Here is a 19,879-nt window from a genome sequence, read left to right as displayed (position 1 = left end):
GGCTACTCCAGGGGCCGTAGACCCCGTAGATCTTCGATCTTCCAGACTTCGAGAAAGATTCACAGACTCATGGCGAACTACACCGCCGCTGACGTCAAGAAGCTCCGCGAGCTCACCGGCGCCGGCATGATGGACTGCAAGAAGGCGCTGGACGAGGCCGAGGGCAACGTCGAGAAGGCTGTCGAGGCGCTCCGCATCAAGGGCCAGAAGGGCGTCGCCAAGCGCGAGGGCCGCTCCGCCGAGAACGGCGCCGTGGTCTCGATCATCGCCGACGACAACTCCTCCGGTGTCATCGTCGAGCTGAAGTGCGAGACGGACTTCGTCGCCAAGGGCGAGAAGTTCCAGGCCGTGGCCAACGCCATCGCCGAGCACGTCGCGAAGACCTCCCCCGCCGACATCGAGGCCCTGCTCGGCTCCGAGATCGAGGCCGGCAAGACCGTCCAGGCGTTCGTGGACGAGGCCAACGCCAACCTCGGCGAGAAGATCGTCCTGGACCGCTTCGCGCAGTTCGCCGACGGCTTCGTGACCGCGTACATGCACCGGACGATGCCCGACCTGCCCCCGCAGATCGGTGTCCTCGTCGAGCTGGACAAGCCGAACGCCGACGTCGCCAAGGGCATCGCGCAGCACATCGCCGCCTTCGCGCCGAAGTACCTCTCCAAGGAGGACGTGCCGGCCGAGGTCGTCGAGTCCGAGCGTCGCGTCGCCGAGGAGACCACCCGCGCCGAGGGCAAGCCCGAGGCCGCCCTGCCGAAGATCGTCGAGGGTCGCCTCAACGGCTTCTTCAAGGACGCCACGCTGCTCGGCCAGCCGTACGCGCTCGACAACAAGAAGTCCGTCCAGAAGGTTCTGGACGAGGCCGGTGTCACCCTGAAGCGCTTCTCGCGCATCAAGGTCGGCATCTGAGTCCGTGCCGCGATCGGCGCCTCGTCCCTATAGGGTCGAGGACAGTCGTTGGCGGACGCCGTCACCACGCACGCGCGCGTGACGGACGACAGCAGATCTGACGAGGAGGCCATTGCCGCGCATGGGATGCGAAACACACCCCAACCGGCAATGGCCTTCTTCGTATGTGCACCACGTAACAAAGGCGGGATCTCGATGACCACCAAGCCCCAGAAGAGCGACGACGGCAAAGTACGCGGCCGGTACCTGCTGAAGCTGTCCGGAGAGGCCTTCTCCGGCGGCGGGGGCCTCGGAGTCGACCCGGACGTGGTGCACAAGATCGCCCGCGAGATCGCGGCCGTCGTGCGCGACGGCGCGCAGGTCGCGGTCGTCATCGGCGGCGGCAACTTCTTCCGCGGCGCCGAACTCCAGCAGCGCGGCATGGACCGGGCCCGCTCCGACTACATGGGCATGCTCGGCACCGTGATGAACTGCCTCGCCCTCCAGGACTTCCTGGAGAAGGAGGGCATCGACAGCCGCGTCCAGACGGCCATCACCATGGGCCAGGTCGCCGAGCCCTACATCCCGCTGCGTGCCGTACGGCATCTGGAGAAGGGCCGCGTGGTCATCTTCGGCGCCGGCATGGGCATGCCGTACTTCTCCACCGACACCACCGCGGCCCAGCGCGCCCTGGAGATCGACGCCGAGGCGCTGCTGATGGGCAAGAACGGTGTCGACGGGGTCTATGACTCCGACCCCAAGACCAACCCGGACGCCGTCAAGTTCGACTCCCTCGGCTACGGCGAGGTCATCACGCGCGACCTCAAGGTCGCCGACGCCACGGCGGTCACGCTGTGCCGCGACAACAAGCTTCCGATCCTTGTCTTCGAGCTTCTGGTGGAGGGCAATATCGCCCGCGCCGTCAAGGGTGAGAAGATCGGCACGCTTGTGGGTGAGCAGGGCGGTCGGGGCTGACGCTTCGACAACTCCGCAAACGAACCCGTCCGGGGGACGGACGGGGCGGACCCTGACCGGGGGGATGGACAATGTCCTGCCGGTCGGGAACCGTGCAGGAAGAAGACGCGACGCAGCCGGCCGCCGCCCCACCGAGGAACCGCAGCCGGGCCTTACTCAAGACACGCAGGAGCAAGTGGTGATCGAAGAGACCCTCCTCGAGGCCGAGGAGAAGATGGAGAAGGCCGTCGTGGTCGCCAAGGAGGACTTCGCCGCGATCCGCACCGGCCGTGCGCACCCGGCGATGTTCAACAAGATCGTGGCCGACTACTACGGCGCGCCGACGCCGATCAACCAACTGGCTTCGTTCTCAGTGCCGGAGCCGCGCATGGCGGTCGTGACCCCGTTCGACAAGAGCGCGCTGCGCAACATCGAGCAGGCGATCCGCGACTCCGACCTCGGCGTCAACCCGAGCAACGACGGCAACATCATCCGAGTGGTGTTCCCGGAGCTGACCGAGGAGCGCCGCCGCGACTACATCAAGGTCGCCAAGGGCAAGGGCGAGGACGCCAAGGTGTCCATCCGCTCCGTGCGCCGCAAGGCCAAGGACGCCATCGACAAGCTGATCAAGGACGGCGAGATCGGCGAGGACGAAGGCCGCCGTGCGGAGAAGGAGCTCGACGACACCACGCACAAGTACGTCGCTCAGGTGGACGAGCTCCTCAAGCACAAGGAAGCCGAGCTGCTCGAGGTCTGATGAACGACTCTTCCTGGGGGGCGCCGCCCGGGGCCGGGCAGGCCGGGTACTGGGGGACCTCCCCCACTCTTCGGGCGGGGGGACCCCCATCCCACTCCGCTCGGCGTGGACCTGTCCAGGGGGCTGCCCCGGCGGGTCCCGCGTACGATGCGCCTGAGGCGCAGCACACTCGCCCCATGCCCATCGTGCCCGACGTACCCGCGTACGGCGGCGACCAGGATGACGACCGGGGGGCTGCTCGGCCGAGCGGCCCCTTGTTCAGCAGCCGGCCGCCGCAGTCGCGGCCTCACGACACGCCGCAGGCGCGGCCCTTCGAGGCGGCGTCGCAGAATCCGGAGCCCATGCCCGACGCCCCGCCTCCGGCGCCCCAGCAGAAGAAGAGCGCGGGGCGCGACCTGGGTGCGGCCATAGGGGTCGGTGTCGGCCTCGGCGTGGTGATCGTCGCGTCGCTGTTCGTCGTCAAGGCCGTGTTCGTCGGTGTCGTCGCGGTCGCCGTCGTCGTGGGCCTTTGGGAGCTGACCAAGCGGCTGGATGAGCGCAAGGGCATCAACGCGCCGCTCGTCCCGCTCGCGCTGGGCGGCGCCGCCATGGTGGTCGCCGGGTACGTCCGGGGTGCCGAGGGTGCCTGGGTGGCGATGGCGCTGACCTCGCTGGCGGTCCTGGTCTGGCGGATGACCGAGCCGCCGGAGGGCTACCTCAAGGACGTCACCGCGGGCGTCTTCGCGGCGTTCTACGTGCCGTTCCTGGCGACCTTCGTCGCGATGATGCTCACGGCCGACGACGGCCCGTGGCGCGTCCTGACGTTCCTGCTCCTGACGGTCGTCAGCGACACCGGCGCGTACGCGGTCGGCTGGCGCTTCGGCAAGACCAAGCTCGCGCCGCGCATCAGCCCCGGCAAGACCCGCGAGGGCCTGCTCGGTGCGGTGAGCTTCGCGATGGTGGCGGGCGCGCTGTGCATGCAGTTCCTCATCGACGACGGCACCTGGTGGCAGGGCCTGCTCCTGGGCCTCGCGGTTGCGGCCAGCGCCACGCTGGGTGACCTCGGTGAGTCGATGATCAAGCGGGACCTCGGCATCAAGGACATGGGCACGCTGCTGCCGGGGCACGGCGGGATCATGGACCGGCTGGACTCGCTGCTGCCGACGGCGCCGGTGGTGTGGCTGTTGCTGGTGCTGTTCGTGGGATCCGGCTGACGGCGGAGATCCGGCCGACGGCCCGGTAAGTGTCAGGGAGCCTCCGTTCTCGTAGAGCGGGGGCTCCTCTGTGTGTGGGACGATTTCGGTGTACGCCCACAAAGGCACCCAAAGGGGGTCGTCATGACCGCCATCCGAGAAATCATCGACGTCGACCGGACCCCAGCCGATGTCTACGCGTACATCACGGATCCCTCTCACCTGCCGGAATGGCAGCTCAGCGCGGTCTCGGCCGAGTCGCTGGACGAGGGTCCGATCCACACCGGCTCGCGGGTCCGGGTCACCCGGCGCATCGGAAGCCGCCAGATGCCGATGACCGTGCGCTTCGACCAGCTCGACCCTCCGTACGGCTGGGACCTGCACGGGATCGACGGCCCCGTCCGGCCCCGTACCCACGGCCGGATCGAGCCGCTCGACGACGGCCGGCGCTCCCGCGTCACGATCGACATCGACTTCGAGGGGCACGGCGTCGGCAAGGTACTGATCCCTCTCGTCGTCCGCCCGCAGGTCCGCAAGGAACTGCCGCGCGACGAGCAACTCCTGAAGGACCGGCTGGAGGGTACGACCGGGTAGTCCGGCGCCTGCGACGCACCGACGTCAACGATTCCGTCGGAGGACCGCCCGTCACGAGGGAGTGATCTCCCGGATCCGCGGTGGGGCGGGCCATGCCAGTGGATCTGCGACACTGGTTGGGCTATGCCTAAGCCCGGAGAACTCACATTCGTCGCCCCCCGCGGAGCCAAGAAGCCGCCGCGGCACCTTGCTGACCTCACGCCCGGGGAGCGTAAGGACGCTGTTGCCGCGGTCGGGGAGAAGCCGTTTCGTGCCAAGCAGCTCTCGCAGCACTACTTCGCGCGGTACACGCACGACCCGGAGCAGTGGACCGACATCCCTGCCGGGTCGCGTGCCAAGCTGCGGGAGGAGCTGTTCCCGGAGCTGATGACCGTCGTACGGCATCTGTCGACCGACCAGGGCGACACGCGCAAGACGCTGTGGCGGCTGTTCGACGGGACGCTCGTCGAGTCGGTGCTGATGCGGTACCCGGACCGGGTGACCATGTGCATCAGTTCGCAGGCCGGCTGCGGGATGAACTGTCCCTTCTGCGCCACCGGGCAGGCGGGGCTCGATCGCAATCTGTCCACCGCCGAGATCGTCCATCAGATCGTGGACGGGATGCGGGCGCTCAGGGACGGGGACGTGCCCGGCGGGCCTGCGCGGCTGTCCAACATCGTCTTCATGGGGATGGGGGAGCCGCTCGCCAACTACAACCGGGTCGTGGGGGCGATCAGGCGGCTCACCGATCCCGAGCCCGACGGGCTGGGGCTGTCCCAGCGCGGGATCACCGTCTCGACCGTCGGTCTCGTCCCGGCCATCCACCGGTTCGCCGACGAGGGCTTCAAGTGCCGGCTCGCGATCTCGCTGCACGCCCCCGACGACGAGCTGCGCGACACCCTCGTGCCCGTGAACACGCGGTGGAAGGTGCGCGAGGTGCTGGACGCCGGGTTCGAGTACGTCGAGAAGAGCGGCCGTCGGCTGTCCATCGAGTACGCCCTCATCCGGGACATCAACGACCAGGCATGGCGCGGTGACCGGCTCGGGCGGCTGCTCAAGGGCAAGCCCGTGCACGTGAACCTGATTCCGCTGAACCCGACGCCCGGGTCGAAGTGGACCGCCTCCCGGCCCGAGGACGAGAAGGCGTTCGTCGAGGCCATCGCCGCGCACGGCGTACCGGTGACGATCCGGGACACCCGTGGTCAGGAGATCGACGGGGCCTGCGGCCAGCTCGCGGCCACCGAGCGGTAATCTGAGCGCGTACACCCGTACGTACATCTTCATATTCCGACAGGGGAGCGCCACAGCGCTGAGAGTGCGGCAATCGGGCCGCAGACCCTCTGAACCTTGCCCAGGTCATTCTGGGTAGGAAGTTCGGTCATCACTCAAGCTGTTGCGCCCTGCCCGGGAGCCGAAGAGGGCTCCCGGGCAGGGCCGCGTCTCTTCCTGGTCAACCCCAGGAGGAATCCAGTGAGCATCACCAAGAAGGCCACGGTCTTCGCCGTCGGGCTCGGCCTCGTCACGCTGTCCGCGTGCGGGTCGTCCGACTCGGGCAGCGACGATCCCGGATCCAAGAGCAAGACCGTGACCCTCGTCAGCCACAACTCGTGGGCCGTCTCGAAGGGCGTCCTCGCCGCGTTCGAGAAGCAGTCCGGGTACAAGGTCAAGGTCCTGGAGGACGGCGACGCCGGGCAGGCCGTCAACAAGGCGATCCTGACCAAGGACAACCCGCAGGGCGACGTCTTCTTCGGCGTCGACAACACCCTGCTCTCGCGGGCGCTCGACAACGGGCTGTTCCAGTCGTACGAGGCCAAGGGGTCCGACACGGTCCTGCCCGAGTACCGGGTCGACCAGGACAAGCACCGGGTCACCCCCGTCGACACCGGCGACATCTGCGTCAACTACGACAAGGCGTACTTCAGCGAGCACAAGCTGACCCCGCCGACGACGTACGACGATCTGACCAAGCCCGCGTACAAGAACCTCCTCGTCACCGAGAACGCCTCCACCTCCTCGCCCGGCCTGGGCTTCCTCCTCGGAACCGCCGCCAAGTACGGCGACGACGGCTGGCAGGACTACTGGAAGAAGCTGAAGGCCAACGGCGTGAAGGTCGTCGACGGCTGGGAGCAGGCCTACAACGAGGAGTTCTCCGGCTCGGCCGGCGGCAAGAAGGCCAAGGCCGACCGGCCGCTCGTCGTGTCGTACGCCTCCTCGCCGCCCGCCGAGGTGATCTACGCCGACCCCAAGCCGACCAGCGCGCCGACCGGCGTCGCGGCCGGTACCTGCTTCCGGCAGGTCGAGTACGCGGGCCTGTTGAACAACGCCGAGAACACCGAGGGCGGCAAGGCGCTGCTCGACTTCCTGCTGACCAAGACCTTCCAGGACGACATGCCGCTGAACATGTTCGTCTACCCGGTGCGCGAGGGCGCCCAGGTGCCCGAGGAGTTCACCAAGTACGGGCCCCAGGCCGAGAACCCCGAGACCATGGACCCGGCCAAGATCGCCGACAACCGTGACGACTGGGTCAAGTCGTGGACCTCGCTCGTACTGAAGTAACTGAAGCAGCGGCCCCGCGGAAGAAGGGCGCGGCGGCGGTGCGGCTCGGTCTCATCGCCGCCCCCGTCGCGTTCTTCGCCGTCTTCTTCGCCTACCCCGTCACCGCGATCGTCGCGCGCGGTCTCAAGGTCGACGGGGTGTGGCGGTTCGGGCGGCTGTGGGACGTGCTCGGGGAGTCCGACATCCGCCACGTCCTGTGGTTCACCACCTGGCAGGCGCTCGCCTCCACCGCGCTGACCCTGCTGATCGCGCTGCCGGGCGCCTATGTCTTCGCGCGCTTCGACTTCCCCGGCAAACAGGTCCTGCGAGCCGTGGTGACCGTCCCCTTCGTGCTGCCGACGGTCGTCGTCGGTACCGCCTTCCTCGCGCTCGTCGGCCGCGGCGGGCTCCTCGACGAGCTGTGGGGGGTACGGCTCGACACCACCGTGTGGGCCATCCTGCTCGCGCACGTCTTCTTCAACTACGCCGTCGTGGTCCGCACGGTCGGCGGGCTCTGGGCGCAGCTCGACCCGCGGCAGGAGGAGGCCGCGCGGATGCTCGGGGCGTCGCCCCTGAAAGCCTGGCGTCAGGTCACCCTCCCGGCGCTCGGCCCCGCCGTGGCCGCCGCCGCGCTCATGGTCTTCCTGTTCACCTTCACCTCCTTCGGTGTGGTGCAGATCCTCGGCGGCCCGACCTTCTCCACCCTCGAAGTGGAGATCTACCGGCAGACCTCCGAGATCTTCGACCTGTCCACGGCCGCCGTACTGACGATCATCCAGTTCCTGGCGGTCGCCGCGATCCTCGCCGTGCACGCCTGGACGGTACGGCGGCGGGAGAGCGCCCTGCGCCTGGTGGACGCGTCGGTGACCGCTCGGCGGCCGCGCGGGGCGAGCCAGTGGGCGCTGCTGGCCGGTGTCCTGGCCGTCATCGCCGTACTCCTGCTGCTGCCGCTGGCCGTGCTGGTGCAGCGGTCGCTCGACGCCCCCGACTTCGGCTACTACCGGGCGCTGACCAGTGCCGACGGCGGCGTCTTCCTCGTCGCGCCGATCGAGGCGATCGGCAACTCGCTCCAGTACGCGGTCGTCGCCACCCTCATCGCCGTGCTGATCGGCGGTCTCGCGGCGGCCGCGCTGACCCGGCGGGACGCGGGCCGGTTCGTCCGGGGTTTCGACGCGCTGCTGATGCTGCCGCTCGGGGTGTCGGCGGTGACGGTCGGGTTCGGGTTCCTGATCGCGCTGGACGAGCCGCCGCTCGACCTCAGAAGTACCTGGATCCTGGTGCCGCTGGCCCAGGCGCTGGTCGGGGTGCCCTTCGTCGTACGGACCATGCTGCCCGTGCTGCGGGCCGTGGACCAGCGGCTGCGCGAGGCGGCGGTCGTGCTGGGCGCCTCGCCCTGGCGGGTCTGGCGCGAGGTCGACCTGCCGATGGTGCGGCGGGCGCTGCTGATCGCGGCCGGGTTCGCCTTCGCGGTGTCGCTGGGGGAGTTCGGCGCGACCGTGTTCATCGCGCGGCCCGACAACCCGACGCTGCCGGTCGCCGTCGCGCGGCTGCTGGGACGGGCCGGCGAGCTCAACTACGGCCAGGCGATGGCCCTTTCGACGGTACTGATGGTGGTGTGCGCGGTGGCGCTGCTGGTGTTGGAGCGGCTGCGGACCGACCGGAGCGGGGAGTTCTAGATGCTGCTGAGCCTGGAGAGTGCGACCGTTCGCTTCGGTGCGCGGGCCGTTCTCGACGCCGTCGACCTCGATGTCGCCGAGCACGAGATCGTGTGCGTGCTCGGGCCCAGCGGCAGCGGCAAGTCGACGCTGCTGCGGGCCGTGGCGGGGCTGCAACCACTCGACGCCGGGCGGGTGTCCCTCGACGGGCGGGACCAGGCGGGGGTGCCCGCGCACAAGCGGGGCGTCGGTCTGATGTTCCAGGACCACCAGCTCTTCCCGCAGCGGGACGTCGGCGGCAATGTCGCCTTCGGGACGCGGATGCACGGCGCCTCGAAGGGTGAGCAGGCCGAGCGGGTACGGGAGTTGCTCGACCTGGTCGGACTGCCGGGCGCGGCCGGGCGAGCCGTAGCCTCGCTGTCCGGCGGGGAGCAGCAGCGGGTCGCGCTGGCCCGTGCCCTCGCGCCCCGGCCGAGGCTGCTGATGCTGGACGAGCCGCTGGGGCAGCTCGACCGCTCGCTGCGGGAGCGGCTCGTCGTCGAACTCCGCGAGCTGTTCGGGCGGTTGGGCACCACCGTGCTGGCCGTGACGCACGACCAGGGCGAGGCGTTCGCGCTCGCCGACCGGGTCGTGGTGATGCGGGACGGGCACATCGCCCAGAGCGGCACGCCGCTTCAGGTGTGGCAGCGGCCGGTGGACGAGTTCGTCGCGCGCTTCCTCGGCTTCGACAACGTGGTCGACGGCACGGTCGCCGGTCAGGCCGCGGACACGCCCTGGGGGAAGCTGCCGGTGGGCGAGGACGCCGCCCAGGGCACGCAGACGCTGCTGGTCAGGCCGGCCGGAGTGCGGCTCGTGGGCCCCGACACGGGGCTGCGCTGCACGGTCGCCGCCCGCACGTTCAAGGGCACGCATGTCGCCGTGCACCTCCAGCCGGAGGACGCGCCGCGCCTGGAGGCGGCGTGCGCCCTGCGGGACGCGCCCGAGGTGGGGGACGCCGTCGGGGTCGAGTTCGACGCGGCCGAAATTGTCGTGCTGGGCTGATCACACTGCGCATATGGTGCGGGACATGACACCCCTCACCCATGATCGCTACTGCGACGAGATCGCCCACCAAGTCGGCCTCCTGCGAGCCGTGGTGACCTCCGGCGCCGATCTGTCGGCCACCGTGCCGACCTGCCCGGACTGGTCGCTGGAACAGCTCGTACGGCACACGGGCGGCGCCCTGCGCTGGGTGGAGCTGATGGTGCGGACGCGGGCGCAGGAGGAGATCCCGGAGGAGACGGTCCCGCTTCACGGCGGCCCCGCCGGCGAGGGCGACCCCGCCGCCCTGGACGCCTGGCTCGCGGAGAGTGGCGACACGCTGGTCGGCGCGCTGAGGGAGGCCGGGCCCGATGCGAAGGTGTGGGGATGGGCCGGGGTCCACAGTGCCGGGTTCTGGGCCCGCCGTATGGCCCACGAGCTCACGATCCACCGCGCCGATGCCACGCTCGCCGCCGGACTGCCCTATGAGGTCGCGCCCGACGTGGCCGCCGACGCGATCGACGAATGGCTCCAGATCATCGAGTGGGCCCAGCGGAACCTGCCGGACGATCCGACGAGGGACCTGCGCAGGGCGGGCAGCATCCACCTGCACGCCACCGGCGACACAGCCGGGCTTGAGGCCGAATGGCTGATCGACGTCTGCGGGGACGTCATCTCCTGGCGGCGCGGCCACGAGAAGGCGACCGTCGCGCTGCGGGGGCCGCTCACCGCCGTACTGCTCGCCTTCTACCGTCGGCTGCCGCTGGACGGCCACGGGTTGGAGGTGCTCGGCGAGCGGGCGCTGCTGGAGTTCTGGCTGGAGCGGGCCAGCTTCTAGCGCCGCGTGGGCCGGCGACGGCTCCCGGGAACCCTCGGTTCGCCCTCCGGTGATCCTTCCCAGGGCGCCGAGCTGTGCTAGTGTTTCGGTGTTGCAGTTGTGGTACCCATGAACCTATGTGCGCCTGACAGGAATGCATTCCTAGGGGCGCATTAGTTGTTTTTTCCGGCATCTCCGGATGGGGCCTCTGCCTACAGAAGGAGAAGGTCATGGCACAGGGAACCGTGAAGTGGTTCAACGCCGAAAAGGGTTTCGGCTTCATCGAGCAGGACGGCGGCGGCCCCGACGTCTTCGCCCACTACTCGAACATCGCGACCCAGGGCTTCCGTGAGCTCCAGGAAGGCCAGCGGGTCACCTTCGACGTCACGCAGGGCCAGAAGGGCCCGCAGGCGGAGAACATCGTTCCCGCCTGATCGCCGGACGCGTATCCGCTAACCGGGGTCCGCACCGCATGGTGCGGACCCCGGTTTGTGCTGTTTCAGGAAGGCAGAAAGCCGCATGCCCCGCAGGCCCCAGAAGCCGAACCGGCGCGCCTCGTCGCCCGCACCGTCCGCGTCGCCGCCGCGGGAATTCCGGCTGCCGGAAAACACGACACCCGCACTCCCCGCCGTCGAGGACTTCGCCGCTCTGGACATGCCGGCAGGGCTGCTGAAGACGCTCGCCGCGCAGGGCGTGACCACCCCCTTCCCCATCCAGGGCGCCACCCTGCCCAACTCGCTCGCCGGCCGTGACCTGCTCGGCCGGGGGCGCACCGGTTCCGGCAAGACCCTCGCCTTCGGGCTGGCGCTCCTGGCCCGCACGGCCGGACTGCGTGCGCAGCCCAAGGCGCCCCTCGCCCTCGTGCTGGTGCCCACCCGGGAACTCGCCCAGCAGGTGACGGACGCGCTGACCCCCTACGCGACGGCCGTGAACCTGCGGCTGGCCACCGTGGTCGGCGGGCTGTCGATCACCAAGCAGGCGGCTGTGCTCCGGCGCGGCGCGGAGGTGCTCGTGGCGACTCCCGGCAGGCTCAACGACCTGCTGGAACGCGGCGACTGCGTGCTCGGCGACGTGCGCATCACGGTGCTGGACGAAGCCGACCAGATGACCGACATGGGCTTCCTGCCGCAGATCACCAAGCTGATCCAGCAGGTACGGCCGGACGGGCAGCGCATGCTCTTCTCGGCCACCCTGGACCGCAACATCGACCGTCTGGTGCAGCGGTTCCTGACCGACCCCGTGGTGCACTCCGTGGACCCGTCGGCGGGAGCGGTGACGACCATGGAGCACTACGTGCTCCACGTCCAGGACGAGACCGACAAGAAGGCCGTCACCACGCGCATCGCGGCCCGTGACGGGCGGGTCATCCTCTTCCTCGACACCAAGCGGGCCGCCGACCGGCTGACCAAGCGGCTACTGGCCGTCGGTGTCCGCGCGGCGGCACTGCACGGGGGCCGCTCCCAGCCGCAGCGCAATCGCACCCTGGAGCAGTTCAAGAGCGGCCAGGTCACCGCCCTGGTGGCGACGAACGTCGCGGCCCGCGGCATACATGTCGACGACCTCGACCTCGTCGTGAACGTCGATCCGCCCACCGACCACAAGGACTACCTGCACCGGGGCGGCCGCACGGCCCGCGCGGGCGGTTCCGGCAGCGTGGCCACACTGGTCCTGCCCGACCAGAAGCGGGACGTCACCCGGCTCATGTCGGACGCTGGCATCCGCCCCCGGACGTCCCGGATCACCTCGAGCGACCCGGAACTGGCCGTCATCACCGGCGCGCGTGAGCCTTCCGGCGTGGCCGTCATCATCGAGGTCCCCCAGCCGGTGACATCGACGGCGTCCCGCGCGGACGGGAAGACCGGCAGGCGGTCCGGCAGCCGACGCCGAAACGGCGGCGAGGCCAAGGCGGCGGGTACCACCACCGGGTCGGGGAGCCGGGGCACCGGCCGCCGGGCCGCGTCCGGGGCGCCGGCGTCCACCACGACCGCCACCACCTCCGCGACCGGTGGGCGAGGATCCGCCCGCCGGACGGCATCCGGCGGGGCAACTGGCGGTGCGGTCAGAGCGGGCGGCCGCGGCTCCGACCGCCGGTCCACGGCCGGGGCTGCGACCGGCGCCGGCGCCTCCGGCAAGGCTGTCCGCAGCGGATCCGGCCGACGGGCGAAGAGCGGCGGAGGCACGGGCGACACCGCCGGGCGCAACGCCGACCGGCGAGGCGGCCGCCGCACCTCGGCCAACTAGACCGCGCTCTGGGGCTGCGGCCGCACTTCTGCCGCTCAGACCGCTGCGCTGCGATTGCGGCTGCGCCTCTGCCACTCGGGCCGCTGCTCGGCGGCTGCGCCTCTGCCACTCGGGCCGCTGCTCGGCGGCTGCGCCTCTGCCACTTGGGCCGCTGCTCGGCGGCTGCGCCTCTGCCGCTTAGGCCAGAGCTCCGCCGCTCCGGCAGCGCCTTTGGCACCTAGGCCGCTGCCCTGTGGCTGCACTTCTGCCGCTTAGGTCGCTGGTCGGCGGCTGCGCCTCTGCCGCTTAGCCCGGAGCTCCGCCGCTCCGGCAGCGCCCTTTCACCTGGGCCGCGTCAAGCGACGCCCGCCCCGGTGTGGCATCAGTGGAGACGACGTAGGCCCGCCCCCGGAAACGGGGACGGGCCACGTGTGTTGCTGGGGGGTGCGTCAGCGGTCGCTGCTCGCTCCACGCCGGCGCAGGCCGAAGAAGACCGCGCCGCCGCCGAGGGCGACCAGGCCGACCGCGATGCCCGCGATCATGCCGGTGTTGGAGTTCGCACCGGTCTCCGCGAGGTTGGAGTCACCGGCCGCCGGGGACGGGGCGCTGCTCACCGTGTCCGCGGGGGCGGTGCTGTCGCTCTCCGACGGGGTCGGGGTCGGCGAGTCGGTCTCCTCGGCCGGGGTCGAGGCGGGGGCCGACGGGGTCGGGGTGTCCGACGGAGCCGGCGGCTCTTCCTTCTTGCAGGCCGTGGAGGGGGTCGTCAGGTTCGGCGTGATGTCCTCGTCGACATAGCCGGCGGCCTTGACGTGGACGCGGTACTCGGCGTCCGGCTTCCAGTTCTCGGCGAAGGTGATGGTGACGCCCTCGCGGGAGCCCTTGACCACCTGCTCACCGACCTTCTTCAGGTCGGCGCCGTTGTTCTGGAGGAACACCGTGATGGTCGCCGGGACACCGCTGGGGTCCACGTCGGTGACGGTGATGACGCCCTTGTCGCCGTCGCACTTGGCTTCGGCGGAGAATTCACTGATGTTGCACGCGAGCGCGGTGCCCGCGGCGGAGAGCGCGAGCGCGGCCGAGGCGGAGGCGACACCCAGAGCGCGCACGGAACGCGCGGCAGTACGGCGGTTTATGGACACGTTTGTCCTTACGGGAGTTGCACCACTGAGGGGGGTTCGGAGAGGGCCGGTGACGCGACATCACCGTCCCCAGGAGTCTCACAGGTTTATAAGCGTGGCATAAGGAGTGTCAACGCATATGCAGCCTACAGGCGTTGGCTTTGCCCTCTTATTAACAGCCGAGACGTTTCAATGCCTCCGGCGCCTCCTCGATCCGGTCAACCAGGGCAATCCGGGCCTCCATCGACCGTTCCCTGGCAAGGGACTTGAGCAGCGGCCAGGCCGGCAGCCTCTCCGTCCAGTGCGCGCGGTCGACCAGGACCATCGGGGTTGGTTCACCGCGCGACTCGTAGTAGTTCGGCGTCGCGTTGTCGAAGATCTCCTGTACGGTCCCGGCGGCGCCCGGCAGGAAGACGACGCCCGCGTTCGAGCGGGCCAGCAGGCCGTCCTCGCGGGTGGCGTTGGCGAAGTACTTCGCGATGTGCGAGGCGAAGGGGTTCGGCGGCTCGTGGCCGTAGAACCAGGTCGGGATGCCGACGGAGCGGCCGCCCTTGGGCCAGCGGGCGCGCACCTCGAAGGCGGCGGAAGCCCAGTCGGTGATCGAGGGCGTGAACCCCGGTGCCTTGGCGAGGAGTCGGAGGGCGTCGGTGAGCATCCCGTCGTCGAGCGGGGCGGCGTACGCGCCGAGGTTGGCGGCCTCCATCGCGCCCGGGCCGCCGCCGGTGGCGACCGTGAGACCGGCGCGGGCCAGCTCCCGGCCGAGCCGGGCTGCGCCCTCGTACGCCTGCGTGCCGCGGCGCATCGCGTGGCCGCCCATGACGCCCACCACCCGGGCGCCGGACAGGAGTTCGTCGAGCGCGTCCGAGATGGAGTCGTCGTGGATCGCGCGGAGCATGGAGGCGTAGACGTCGCGGTCGGCCTTCGTCCGCTGGAACCAGGCGTAGGCGTGGGCGTCGGGTGTGTTCTCGTAGCCGTCCGCGAGGGCGGCGAAGAGTTCGTCGGGGGAGTAGACCAGGCCCCGGTACGGGTCGAAGGGGAGGTCGGGGACCGGGGGGAAGACCAGGGCGCCGCCGGTGCGGATCTTCGCCGCGGCCTCCTCGCGCATCGGGCAGCCGAGGAAGACCGCGCCCGTGGTGTCGGTGCCGAGCAATTCGCGTGTACGGTCCGTCAGGTCGACTGCCTGGACCCGGAATCCGGCGAGGGAGCCGCGCGCCGAGACGGTCGCGTCGAACTCCTCCAGAGTCTCTATCTCACGGTCGTCGTGGTGGGCCGCATGGGCGGGCATCGTCTGCACCCGCCCATGCTAGGCACCCTGTGTCGTGCGGCTGTTGTCAGCCCTCGATGGCCGACGGGTCCATCCATACGATCTCCCAGCTATGGCCGTCGAGGTCGTCGAAGCCACGGCCGTACATGAAGCCCTGGTCCTGGACCTGCTCCGACGCCGTGCCGCCCGCGGCGACCGCCTTCTCGACCAGCTCGTCGACCTTCTCGCGGCTCTCGGCGCTCAGACAGATCGCCACCTCGCTGGTCTTCGTGGCGTCCGCGATCTCCTTCTTCGTGAAGGTCGAGTAGAACGGCTTGGTGAGCATCATCGCGACGATGGTGTCGCTGATCACGACGGACGCCGCGTTCTCGTCGCTGAACTGCGCGTTGATCGAGTAGCCCAGCTCCGTGAAGAACTTCTTCGACGCGTCGAGGTCGTTCACGGGCAGGTTCACGAAGATCATCTGCTGGTAGGCGGGGGCGCTCATCGTGGTCTCTCCCATCGGGGTGGTTGCTGTTCGCTGGGGTAGACCGAGGGTCCGATCGGAACTCATCGCCCGGGGGTGACTTTTCCTCACGGGTTTTCCGGGGCTTCGGCCACGGCCGCGAAGGACGCGTCAGCGAGCGGCCAGGGGCAGTGCGGCCAACTCCGCGACGAAGAGGGTCAGCGGGCAGAAGACGGCCAGCAGGACGCCGGTGCGCAGGGCGGCGGCGCTGCGGAGCATCCTGGTCGGCGCGCCGAGGCGGAGCAGCGCGGCCGTGGTGTCGGCGCGGGCCTGCCTGGCCTCCAGCGCGGCCATGAGCAGGGTGGTCACGGTCGCGCCGCCGACCACGGTCGCGCCGAGGGCGGAGAGGGGGCCGATGGCGGCGGTGGCCGCGGAGCCGGACAGGGGAGCCATGGCGTAGACGGCGGCGGCCACGGCGCACACGATGCCGAGGGGGCGGCCGATCCGGGTGGCCTCCGCCATCAGGCCGCGGCCGGCCAGGAGACGCAGCGGCCCGGGCCGTACGGACTGGAGGAACCGGCCGCACAGATGGGTGAGACCGGGCGCGGCGAGGGCGAGGCCGACGGCGGCCAGGACCCAGCCGAGCAGGACCGCGGCGGGACCGGTGGGCAGGGCCGTGGGCAGGGTGAGGGGGTCGTGCTCCGCGGTGCGGCCGGCGTAGGTCTCCACGGCCAGGCCCGCGGTGAGGATGGTGATGCCCCAGGGGAGGCCCGCGGGTGGTTTGCGGGGCACCGGGAAGTGGGCCAGGTCGTCCAGCGTCCGCCGGCTGTCGTCCTCCTCCTCGTCCGGCGCCTGGGCCGGAGCGATCGCCAGGACCTGCGCGGCACCGCCCTTCTGCGGGACGGGCGCGGCCCCGGCCGAGGCGGCCCGCGGCGCTGACCCGGCGCCCCGTACGGCATCCCGCAACCGCGCCCCGAACCGCCCGTACGCTCCGAACGTCTCGCGGCCCGCCGGCCTGCCTGACGCCCCGAAGCGGCCGTGGGCCCGTGCCCTGGCCTTCGTCGCGGCGGGCGCGAGGGCCTTCGGGCGCAGCAGCAGGGCGACCGCCGCGGACGCCAGCACCGGTGCCAGGGCCAGGAGCGTCAGGGCGGCCGGCAGCGGCAGGGGGCTGTCCGCCGCCAGGAACTGCGCGGCGGCGCCGTCGAAGGGCATGCCCGTCAGGTCACCCCGCAGGTGCAGGAAGACCACGAGGGCCAGCATCGAGCCGAGCGCGCAGGACAGGGCCGTCGTGGTGGCCGAGACCAGCATGAGGCGGCCCGGTCCGAGGCCGATCGCCGCGAGGCCGGGACGCGGTCTGGTACCGGGGTCCGTGCGGGCCACCGCGACCGCGAGGTGGATCGTCGCGGCCAGCGGAGGCGCGCACCAGGCCAGCCGGAGGGTGGCCGCGGCGGGGGAGTCCGGGTGGGACATCGCGTAGCCGAGGGCGGACAGCAGCAGGAAGCCCGTGCCCGCCGAAGCCGCCGCGACGAGCAGCCGGCGCACCTGTACGGCGGGATGGGCGCTGCGGGTCAGACGGAGAGCGAGCACGCGGCCCGGCCTTCCGCCTCGGTGACCGGAGGCAGGTGCACCGTGTTCACGCGACGCCCGTCCAGCAGGGTCACGCTGCGGTCGGCGAGGGCTGCCGTGTCCGCGTCATGGCTGGCCAGTACCACGGTGATGCCGTGCGAACGGGCGGCCGTCGTCAGGGTGCGCAGCACGTGCGTACGGTCGGCGCGGTGCAGGGAGGCCGTCGGCTCGTCGGCGAACAGCACCATCGGGGAGGGGGCAAGCGCACGGGCGATGCAGACGCGCTGGCGCACGGCCTGGACGACCTGATGCGGGCGCTTGCGGGCCGCCTCACCGATGTCCAGGCGCTCCAGCCACTCCAGCGCGGCCGTCTTGGCGCGGCGGCGGCTGGTGCCGCGCAGCATCAGGGGCAGGGCCGTGTTCTCCCAGACGTTCAGCTCGGGGACGAGCGACGGCGTGGGATCGACCCACGCGAACCGGTCGCGGCGCAGCCGCTCGCGGGCCACCGGGCCCATCGTGTGCACCGGCACGCTGTTGAACCAGACCTCGCCGCGCCGCGCCTGGGCCAGGCCGGACAGACAGCGCAGCAGGGCGGTCTTGCCGCTGCCGCGCGGACCGATGACGGCGAGGATCTCGCCCTCCTGGACACCGAGCGAGACTCCGCTGAGCGCGGGCGAGCCGTCGTTGTACGAGAAGTGCAGGGCGCGTGCCCAGAGCACGTCGTTGTCCGGCGGGGCCACCATGGCGTACACCTCGGTTCTGATCCGTTTTCCCGTTCCTCGATCCCCCGTGCGGGGGAACGAAGGCTGGGCTGATCGGTCACTGGCACGCTAGGCAGCCGTCGCCCGAAGCCGGGACAGCACAGGGCCCCGGGCCGCCGTGTCTCACTCGAACGGGCGGCACCGGGGCCAGTGTGTTGATCATTCCGGCCGCGGGGCGGCGGAGGTCAGCCGGGGGTCAGAGCTTCGTCCACGCCTCCGACAGCGTTCCGCGCAGGATCTGCTCGATCTCGTCGAACGTCTCCTGGTTGGAGATCAGCGGCGGGGCGAGCTGGATGACCGGGTCGCCGCGGTCGTCGGCACGGCAGTACAGGCCGTTCTCGAAGAGCTTCTTGGACAGGAAGCCGTACAGGACGCGCTCGGTCTCCTCGTCGTTGAAGGACTCCTTGGTCGCCTTGTCCTTCACCAGCTCGATGCCGTAGAAGAAGCCGTTGCCGCGGACGTCGCCGACGATCGGCAGGTCGTGCAGCTTCTCCAGCGTCCCGCGGAACGCGGCCTCGTTGTCGAGGACGTGCTGGTTGAGGCCCTCGCGCTCGAACAGGTCGAGGTTGGCGATGCCCACGGCCGCGGAGACCGGGTGGCCGCCGAAGGTGTAGCCGTGCAGGAAGGTGTTGTCGCCCTTGTAGAAGGGCTCCGCCAGGCGGTCGGAGACGATGCAGGCGCCGATCGGGGAGTAGCCCGAGGTCATGCCCTTGGCGCAGGTGATCATGTCCGGGACGTAGCCGAACTTGTCGCAGGCGAACGTCGTGCCCAGGCGGCCGAAGGCGCAGATGACCTCGTCCGACACCAGCAGCACGTCGTACTGGTCGCAGATCTCGCGCACCCGCTGGAAGTAGCCGGGCGGGGGCGGGAAGCAGCCGCCCGCGTTCTGCACCGGCTCCAGGAAGACCGCGGCGACCGTGTCCGGGCCCTCGAAGAGGATCTGCTGCTCGATCTGGTCGGCGGCCCAGCGGCCGAAGGCCTCGGGGTCGTCGCCGAAGAGCGGGGCGCGGTAGATGTTGGTGTTCGGGACCTTGTGCGCACCCGGAACCAGCGGCTCGAACGGGGCCTTCAGGCCCGGCAGGCCGGTGATGGACAGGGCGCCCTGCGGGGTGCCGTGGTAGGCGACGGCGCGGGAGATGACCTTGTACTTGGTGGGCTTGCCGACGAGCTTGAAGTACTGCTTGGCGAGCTTCCAGGCGGTCTCCACCGCCTCGCCGCCGCCGGTGGTGAAGAAGACCTTGTTGAGGTCGCCCGGCGCCTCGTTCGCCAGCCGCTCCGCCAGCTCGACAGCCTTCGGGTGGGCGTAGGACCACACCGGGAAGAACGCCAGCTCCTGCGCCTGCTTGAAGGCGGTCTCGGCGAGCTCCGTGCGGCCGTGACCGGCCTGGACCACGAACAGGCCGGCGAGACCGTCGAGGTACCGCTTGCCCTTGTCGTCGTAGATGTAGGTACCCTCGCCCCGGACGATGGTCGGGACGGGTGCCTTCTCGTACGAGGACATGCGGGTGAAGTGCATCCACAAGTGGTCGTACGCGGTCCTGCTGAGGTCCTGAGGGCTGTTGGTGCTCACGGTTATCGGGTCCTCACGGTTATCGGGTTCCCCACATGTAGGTCTGCTTCTTGAGCTTGAGGTAGACGAAGCTCTCGGTCGAGCGCACTCCTGCAAGGGCCCGGATGCGTTTGTTGATGACGTCCAGGAGGTGGTCGTCGTCCTCGCAGACGATCTCCACCATCAGGTCGAACGACCCGGCGGTCATCACCACGTACTCGCACTCGGACATGGCGGTCAGCGCGTCGGCCACGGACTCCACGTCGCCCTCGACGTTCACGCCGACCATCGCCTGCCGCCGGAAGCCCACGGTGAGCGGGTCCGTGACGGCGACGATCTGCATGACGCCCTGGTCGAGCAGCTTCTGGACGCGCTGGCGCACGGCCGCCTCGGACAGGCCGACGGCCTTGCCGATGGCCGCGTACGGCCGGCGGCCGTCCTCCTGAAGTTGTTCGATGATGGCGAGGGAGACGGCGTCCAGCGTGGGGCCGCCGCCGTTCCTGGACTCGCGGGAGTCCCTGTGCTCTGCGCTTCGACTGGCCACGACGTCACTGTGCACGACGTCTCGACAGTTCCGCAAGGCCGAGG

Annotated in this window: 19 protein-coding genes; 12 read left to right on the top strand and 7 right to left on the bottom strand. The window is 70.4% G+C overall.

The annotated features are described in order from the left end of the window. Window positions 1-69 precede the first annotated feature (69 nt). From tsf to ACZ69Q_RS37615, 12 genes are all read left to right on the top strand, one after another. Window positions 70-906, top strand: a complete 837-nt coding sequence (gene tsf, locus ACZ69Q_RS37670; protein WP_471051215.1) for a translation elongation factor Ts — start codon at window positions 70-72, stop codon at window positions 904-906. A 195-nt stretch (window positions 907-1,101) separates the two neighbouring features. Continuing rightward, on the top strand, window positions 1,102-1,860 hold the full coding sequence (gene pyrH / locus ACZ69Q_RS37665; protein WP_471051212.1) for a UMP kinase: 759 nt from the start codon (window positions 1,102-1,104) through the stop codon (window positions 1,858-1,860). A 178-nt stretch (window positions 1,861-2,038) separates the two neighbouring features. Next, complete coding sequence (frr, locus tag ACZ69Q_RS37660; protein WP_062666818.1) at window positions 2,039-2,596, top strand: ribosome recycling factor; 558 nt, start codon at window positions 2,039-2,041, stop codon at window positions 2,594-2,596. Beyond that, on the top strand, window positions 2,596-3,789 hold the full coding sequence (locus tag ACZ69Q_RS37655) for a phosphatidate cytidylyltransferase (RefSeq protein ID WP_471051210.1): 1,194 nt from the start codon (window positions 2,596-2,598) through the stop codon (window positions 3,787-3,789). Before frr ends, ACZ69Q_RS37655 begins: the two co-directional genes overlap by 1 nt. 123 nt (window positions 3,790-3,912) lie before the next feature. Further along, window positions 3,913-4,362 (top strand): SRPBCC family protein, encoded by a 450-nt coding sequence (locus ACZ69Q_RS37650; RefSeq protein ID WP_471051207.1) that lies wholly within the window; start codon window positions 3,913-3,915, stop codon window positions 4,360-4,362. 123 nt (window positions 4,363-4,485) lie between these two features. Next, window positions 4,486-5,592, top strand: a complete 1,107-nt coding sequence (gene rlmN, locus ACZ69Q_RS37645) for a dual-specificity RNA methyltransferase RlmN (protein WP_471051204.1) — start codon at window positions 4,486-4,488, stop codon at window positions 5,590-5,592. A gap of 219 nt (window positions 5,593-5,811) precedes the next feature. After that, the gene (locus ACZ69Q_RS37640; RefSeq protein WP_471051201.1) at window positions 5,812-6,897 is read left to right on the top strand and encodes a thiamine ABC transporter substrate-binding protein; all 1,086 of its coding nucleotides are present in this window, start codon (window positions 5,812-5,814) and stop codon (window positions 6,895-6,897) included. Further along, window positions 6,873-8,552: an ABC transporter permease gene (locus tag ACZ69Q_RS37635; protein ID WP_471051199.1), complete on the top strand. Its 1,680-nt coding sequence runs from the start codon at window positions 6,873-6,875 to the stop codon at window positions 8,550-8,552. Before ACZ69Q_RS37640 ends, ACZ69Q_RS37635 begins: the two co-directional genes overlap by 25 nt. Next, window positions 8,553-9,572 (top strand): ABC transporter ATP-binding protein, encoded by a 1,020-nt coding sequence (locus ACZ69Q_RS37630; RefSeq protein ID WP_471051196.1) that lies wholly within the window; start codon window positions 8,553-8,555, stop codon window positions 9,570-9,572. It abuts the gene before it with no gap. Between the two features lie 25 nt (window positions 9,573-9,597). Further along, window positions 9,598-10,389, top strand: coding sequence for a maleylpyruvate isomerase family mycothiol-dependent enzyme (locus tag ACZ69Q_RS37625; RefSeq protein ID WP_471051193.1), 792 nt, complete (start codon window positions 9,598-9,600; stop codon window positions 10,387-10,389). A 209-nt stretch (window positions 10,390-10,598) separates the two neighbouring features. Beyond that, window positions 10,599-10,802 (top strand): cold-shock protein, encoded by a 204-nt coding sequence (locus ACZ69Q_RS37620; RefSeq protein WP_031486274.1) that lies wholly within the window; start codon window positions 10,599-10,601, stop codon window positions 10,800-10,802. Window positions 10,803-10,887: 85 nt separating this feature from the next. Next, complete coding sequence (locus ACZ69Q_RS37615) at window positions 10,888-12,609, top strand: DEAD/DEAH box helicase (RefSeq protein ID WP_471051187.1); 1,722 nt, start codon at window positions 10,888-10,890, stop codon at window positions 12,607-12,609. A gap of 428 nt (window positions 12,610-13,037) precedes the next feature. On the opposite strand, the gene ACZ69Q_RS37610 is transcribed toward ACZ69Q_RS37615, so the two are convergent. The 7 genes from ACZ69Q_RS37610 to ACZ69Q_RS37580 form a co-directional block, all read right to left on the bottom strand. Further along, window positions 13,038-13,727: an LAETG motif-containing sortase-dependent surface protein gene (locus ACZ69Q_RS37610; RefSeq protein ID WP_471051185.1), complete on the bottom strand. Its 690-nt coding sequence runs from the start codon at window positions 13,725-13,727 to the stop codon at window positions 13,038-13,040. A 151-nt stretch (window positions 13,728-13,878) separates the two neighbouring features. Further along, window positions 13,879-15,000 (bottom strand): LOG family protein, encoded by a 1,122-nt coding sequence (locus ACZ69Q_RS37605; RefSeq protein WP_471051182.1) that lies wholly within the window; start codon window positions 14,998-15,000, stop codon window positions 13,879-13,881. A gap of 37 nt (window positions 15,001-15,037) precedes the next feature. Then, window positions 15,038-15,457, bottom strand: a complete 420-nt coding sequence (locus tag ACZ69Q_RS37600) for a VOC family protein (RefSeq protein WP_471051179.1) — start codon at window positions 15,455-15,457, stop codon at window positions 15,038-15,040. Between the two features lie 129 nt (window positions 15,458-15,586). Further along, window positions 15,587-17,002: a hypothetical protein gene (locus ACZ69Q_RS37595; protein ID WP_471051177.1), complete on the bottom strand. Its 1,416-nt coding sequence runs from the start codon at window positions 17,000-17,002 to the stop codon at window positions 15,587-15,589. Continuing rightward, window positions 16,984-17,724: an ABC transporter ATP-binding protein gene (locus tag ACZ69Q_RS37590; protein WP_471051174.1), complete on the bottom strand. Its 741-nt coding sequence runs from the start codon at window positions 17,722-17,724 to the stop codon at window positions 16,984-16,986. Before ACZ69Q_RS37590 ends, ACZ69Q_RS37595 begins: the two co-directional genes overlap by 19 nt. A gap of 214 nt (window positions 17,725-17,938) precedes the next feature. Beyond that, window positions 17,939-19,312: an aspartate aminotransferase family protein gene (locus tag ACZ69Q_RS37585; protein ID WP_471051171.1), complete on the bottom strand. Its 1,374-nt coding sequence runs from the start codon at window positions 19,310-19,312 to the stop codon at window positions 17,939-17,941. 19 nt (window positions 19,313-19,331) lie between these two features. Next, window positions 19,332-19,850, bottom strand: coding sequence for an Lrp/AsnC family transcriptional regulator (locus ACZ69Q_RS37580; protein ID WP_471051169.1), 519 nt, complete (start codon window positions 19,848-19,850; stop codon window positions 19,332-19,334). Window positions 19,851-19,879: the final 29 nt, after the last annotated feature.

This window comes from Streptomyces sp. NPDC036764, assembly GCF_055609385.1.
This window is presented reverse-complemented; position numbering and strand designations above follow the sequence as displayed.

What these genes read in the sequence shown, in the direction of transcription:
- tsf (WP_471051215.1), top strand. Translation starts at nt 70, where the DNA reads ATGGCGAACTACACCGCCGCTGACGTCAAGAAGCTCCGCGAGCTCACC.
- pyrH (WP_471051212.1), top strand. Translation starts at nt 1,102, where the DNA reads ATGACCACCAAGCCCCAGAAGAGCGACGACGGCAAAGTACGCGGCCGG.
- ACZ69Q_RS37655 (WP_471051210.1), top strand. Translation starts at nt 2,596, where the DNA reads ATGAACGACTCTTCCTGGGGGGCGCCGCCCGGGGCCGGGCAGGCCGGG.
- ACZ69Q_RS37650 (WP_471051207.1), top strand. Translation starts at nt 3,913, where the DNA reads ATGACCGCCATCCGAGAAATCATCGACGTCGACCGGACCCCAGCCGAT.
- rlmN (WP_471051204.1), top strand. Translation starts at nt 4,486, where the DNA reads ATGCCTAAGCCCGGAGAACTCACATTCGTCGCCCCCCGCGGAGCCAAG.
- ACZ69Q_RS37630 (WP_471051196.1), top strand. Translation starts at nt 8,553, where the DNA reads ATGCTGCTGAGCCTGGAGAGTGCGACCGTTCGCTTCGGTGCGCGGGCC.
- ACZ69Q_RS37625 (WP_471051193.1), top strand. Translation starts at nt 9,598, where the DNA reads ATGACACCCCTCACCCATGATCGCTACTGCGACGAGATCGCCCACCAA.
- ACZ69Q_RS37620 (WP_031486274.1), top strand. Translation starts at nt 10,599, where the DNA reads ATGGCACAGGGAACCGTGAAGTGGTTCAACGCCGAAAAGGGTTTCGGC.
- ACZ69Q_RS37615 (WP_471051187.1), top strand. Translation starts at nt 10,888, where the DNA reads ATGCCCCGCAGGCCCCAGAAGCCGAACCGGCGCGCCTCGTCGCCCGCA.
- ACZ69Q_RS37600 (WP_471051179.1), bottom strand. Translation starts at nt 15,457, where the DNA reads ATGAGCGCCCCCGCCTACCAGCAGATGATCTTCGTGAACCTGCCCGTG.
- ACZ69Q_RS37590 (WP_471051174.1), bottom strand. Translation starts at nt 17,724, where the DNA reads ATGGTGGCCCCGCCGGACAACGACGTGCTCTGGGCACGCGCCCTGCAC.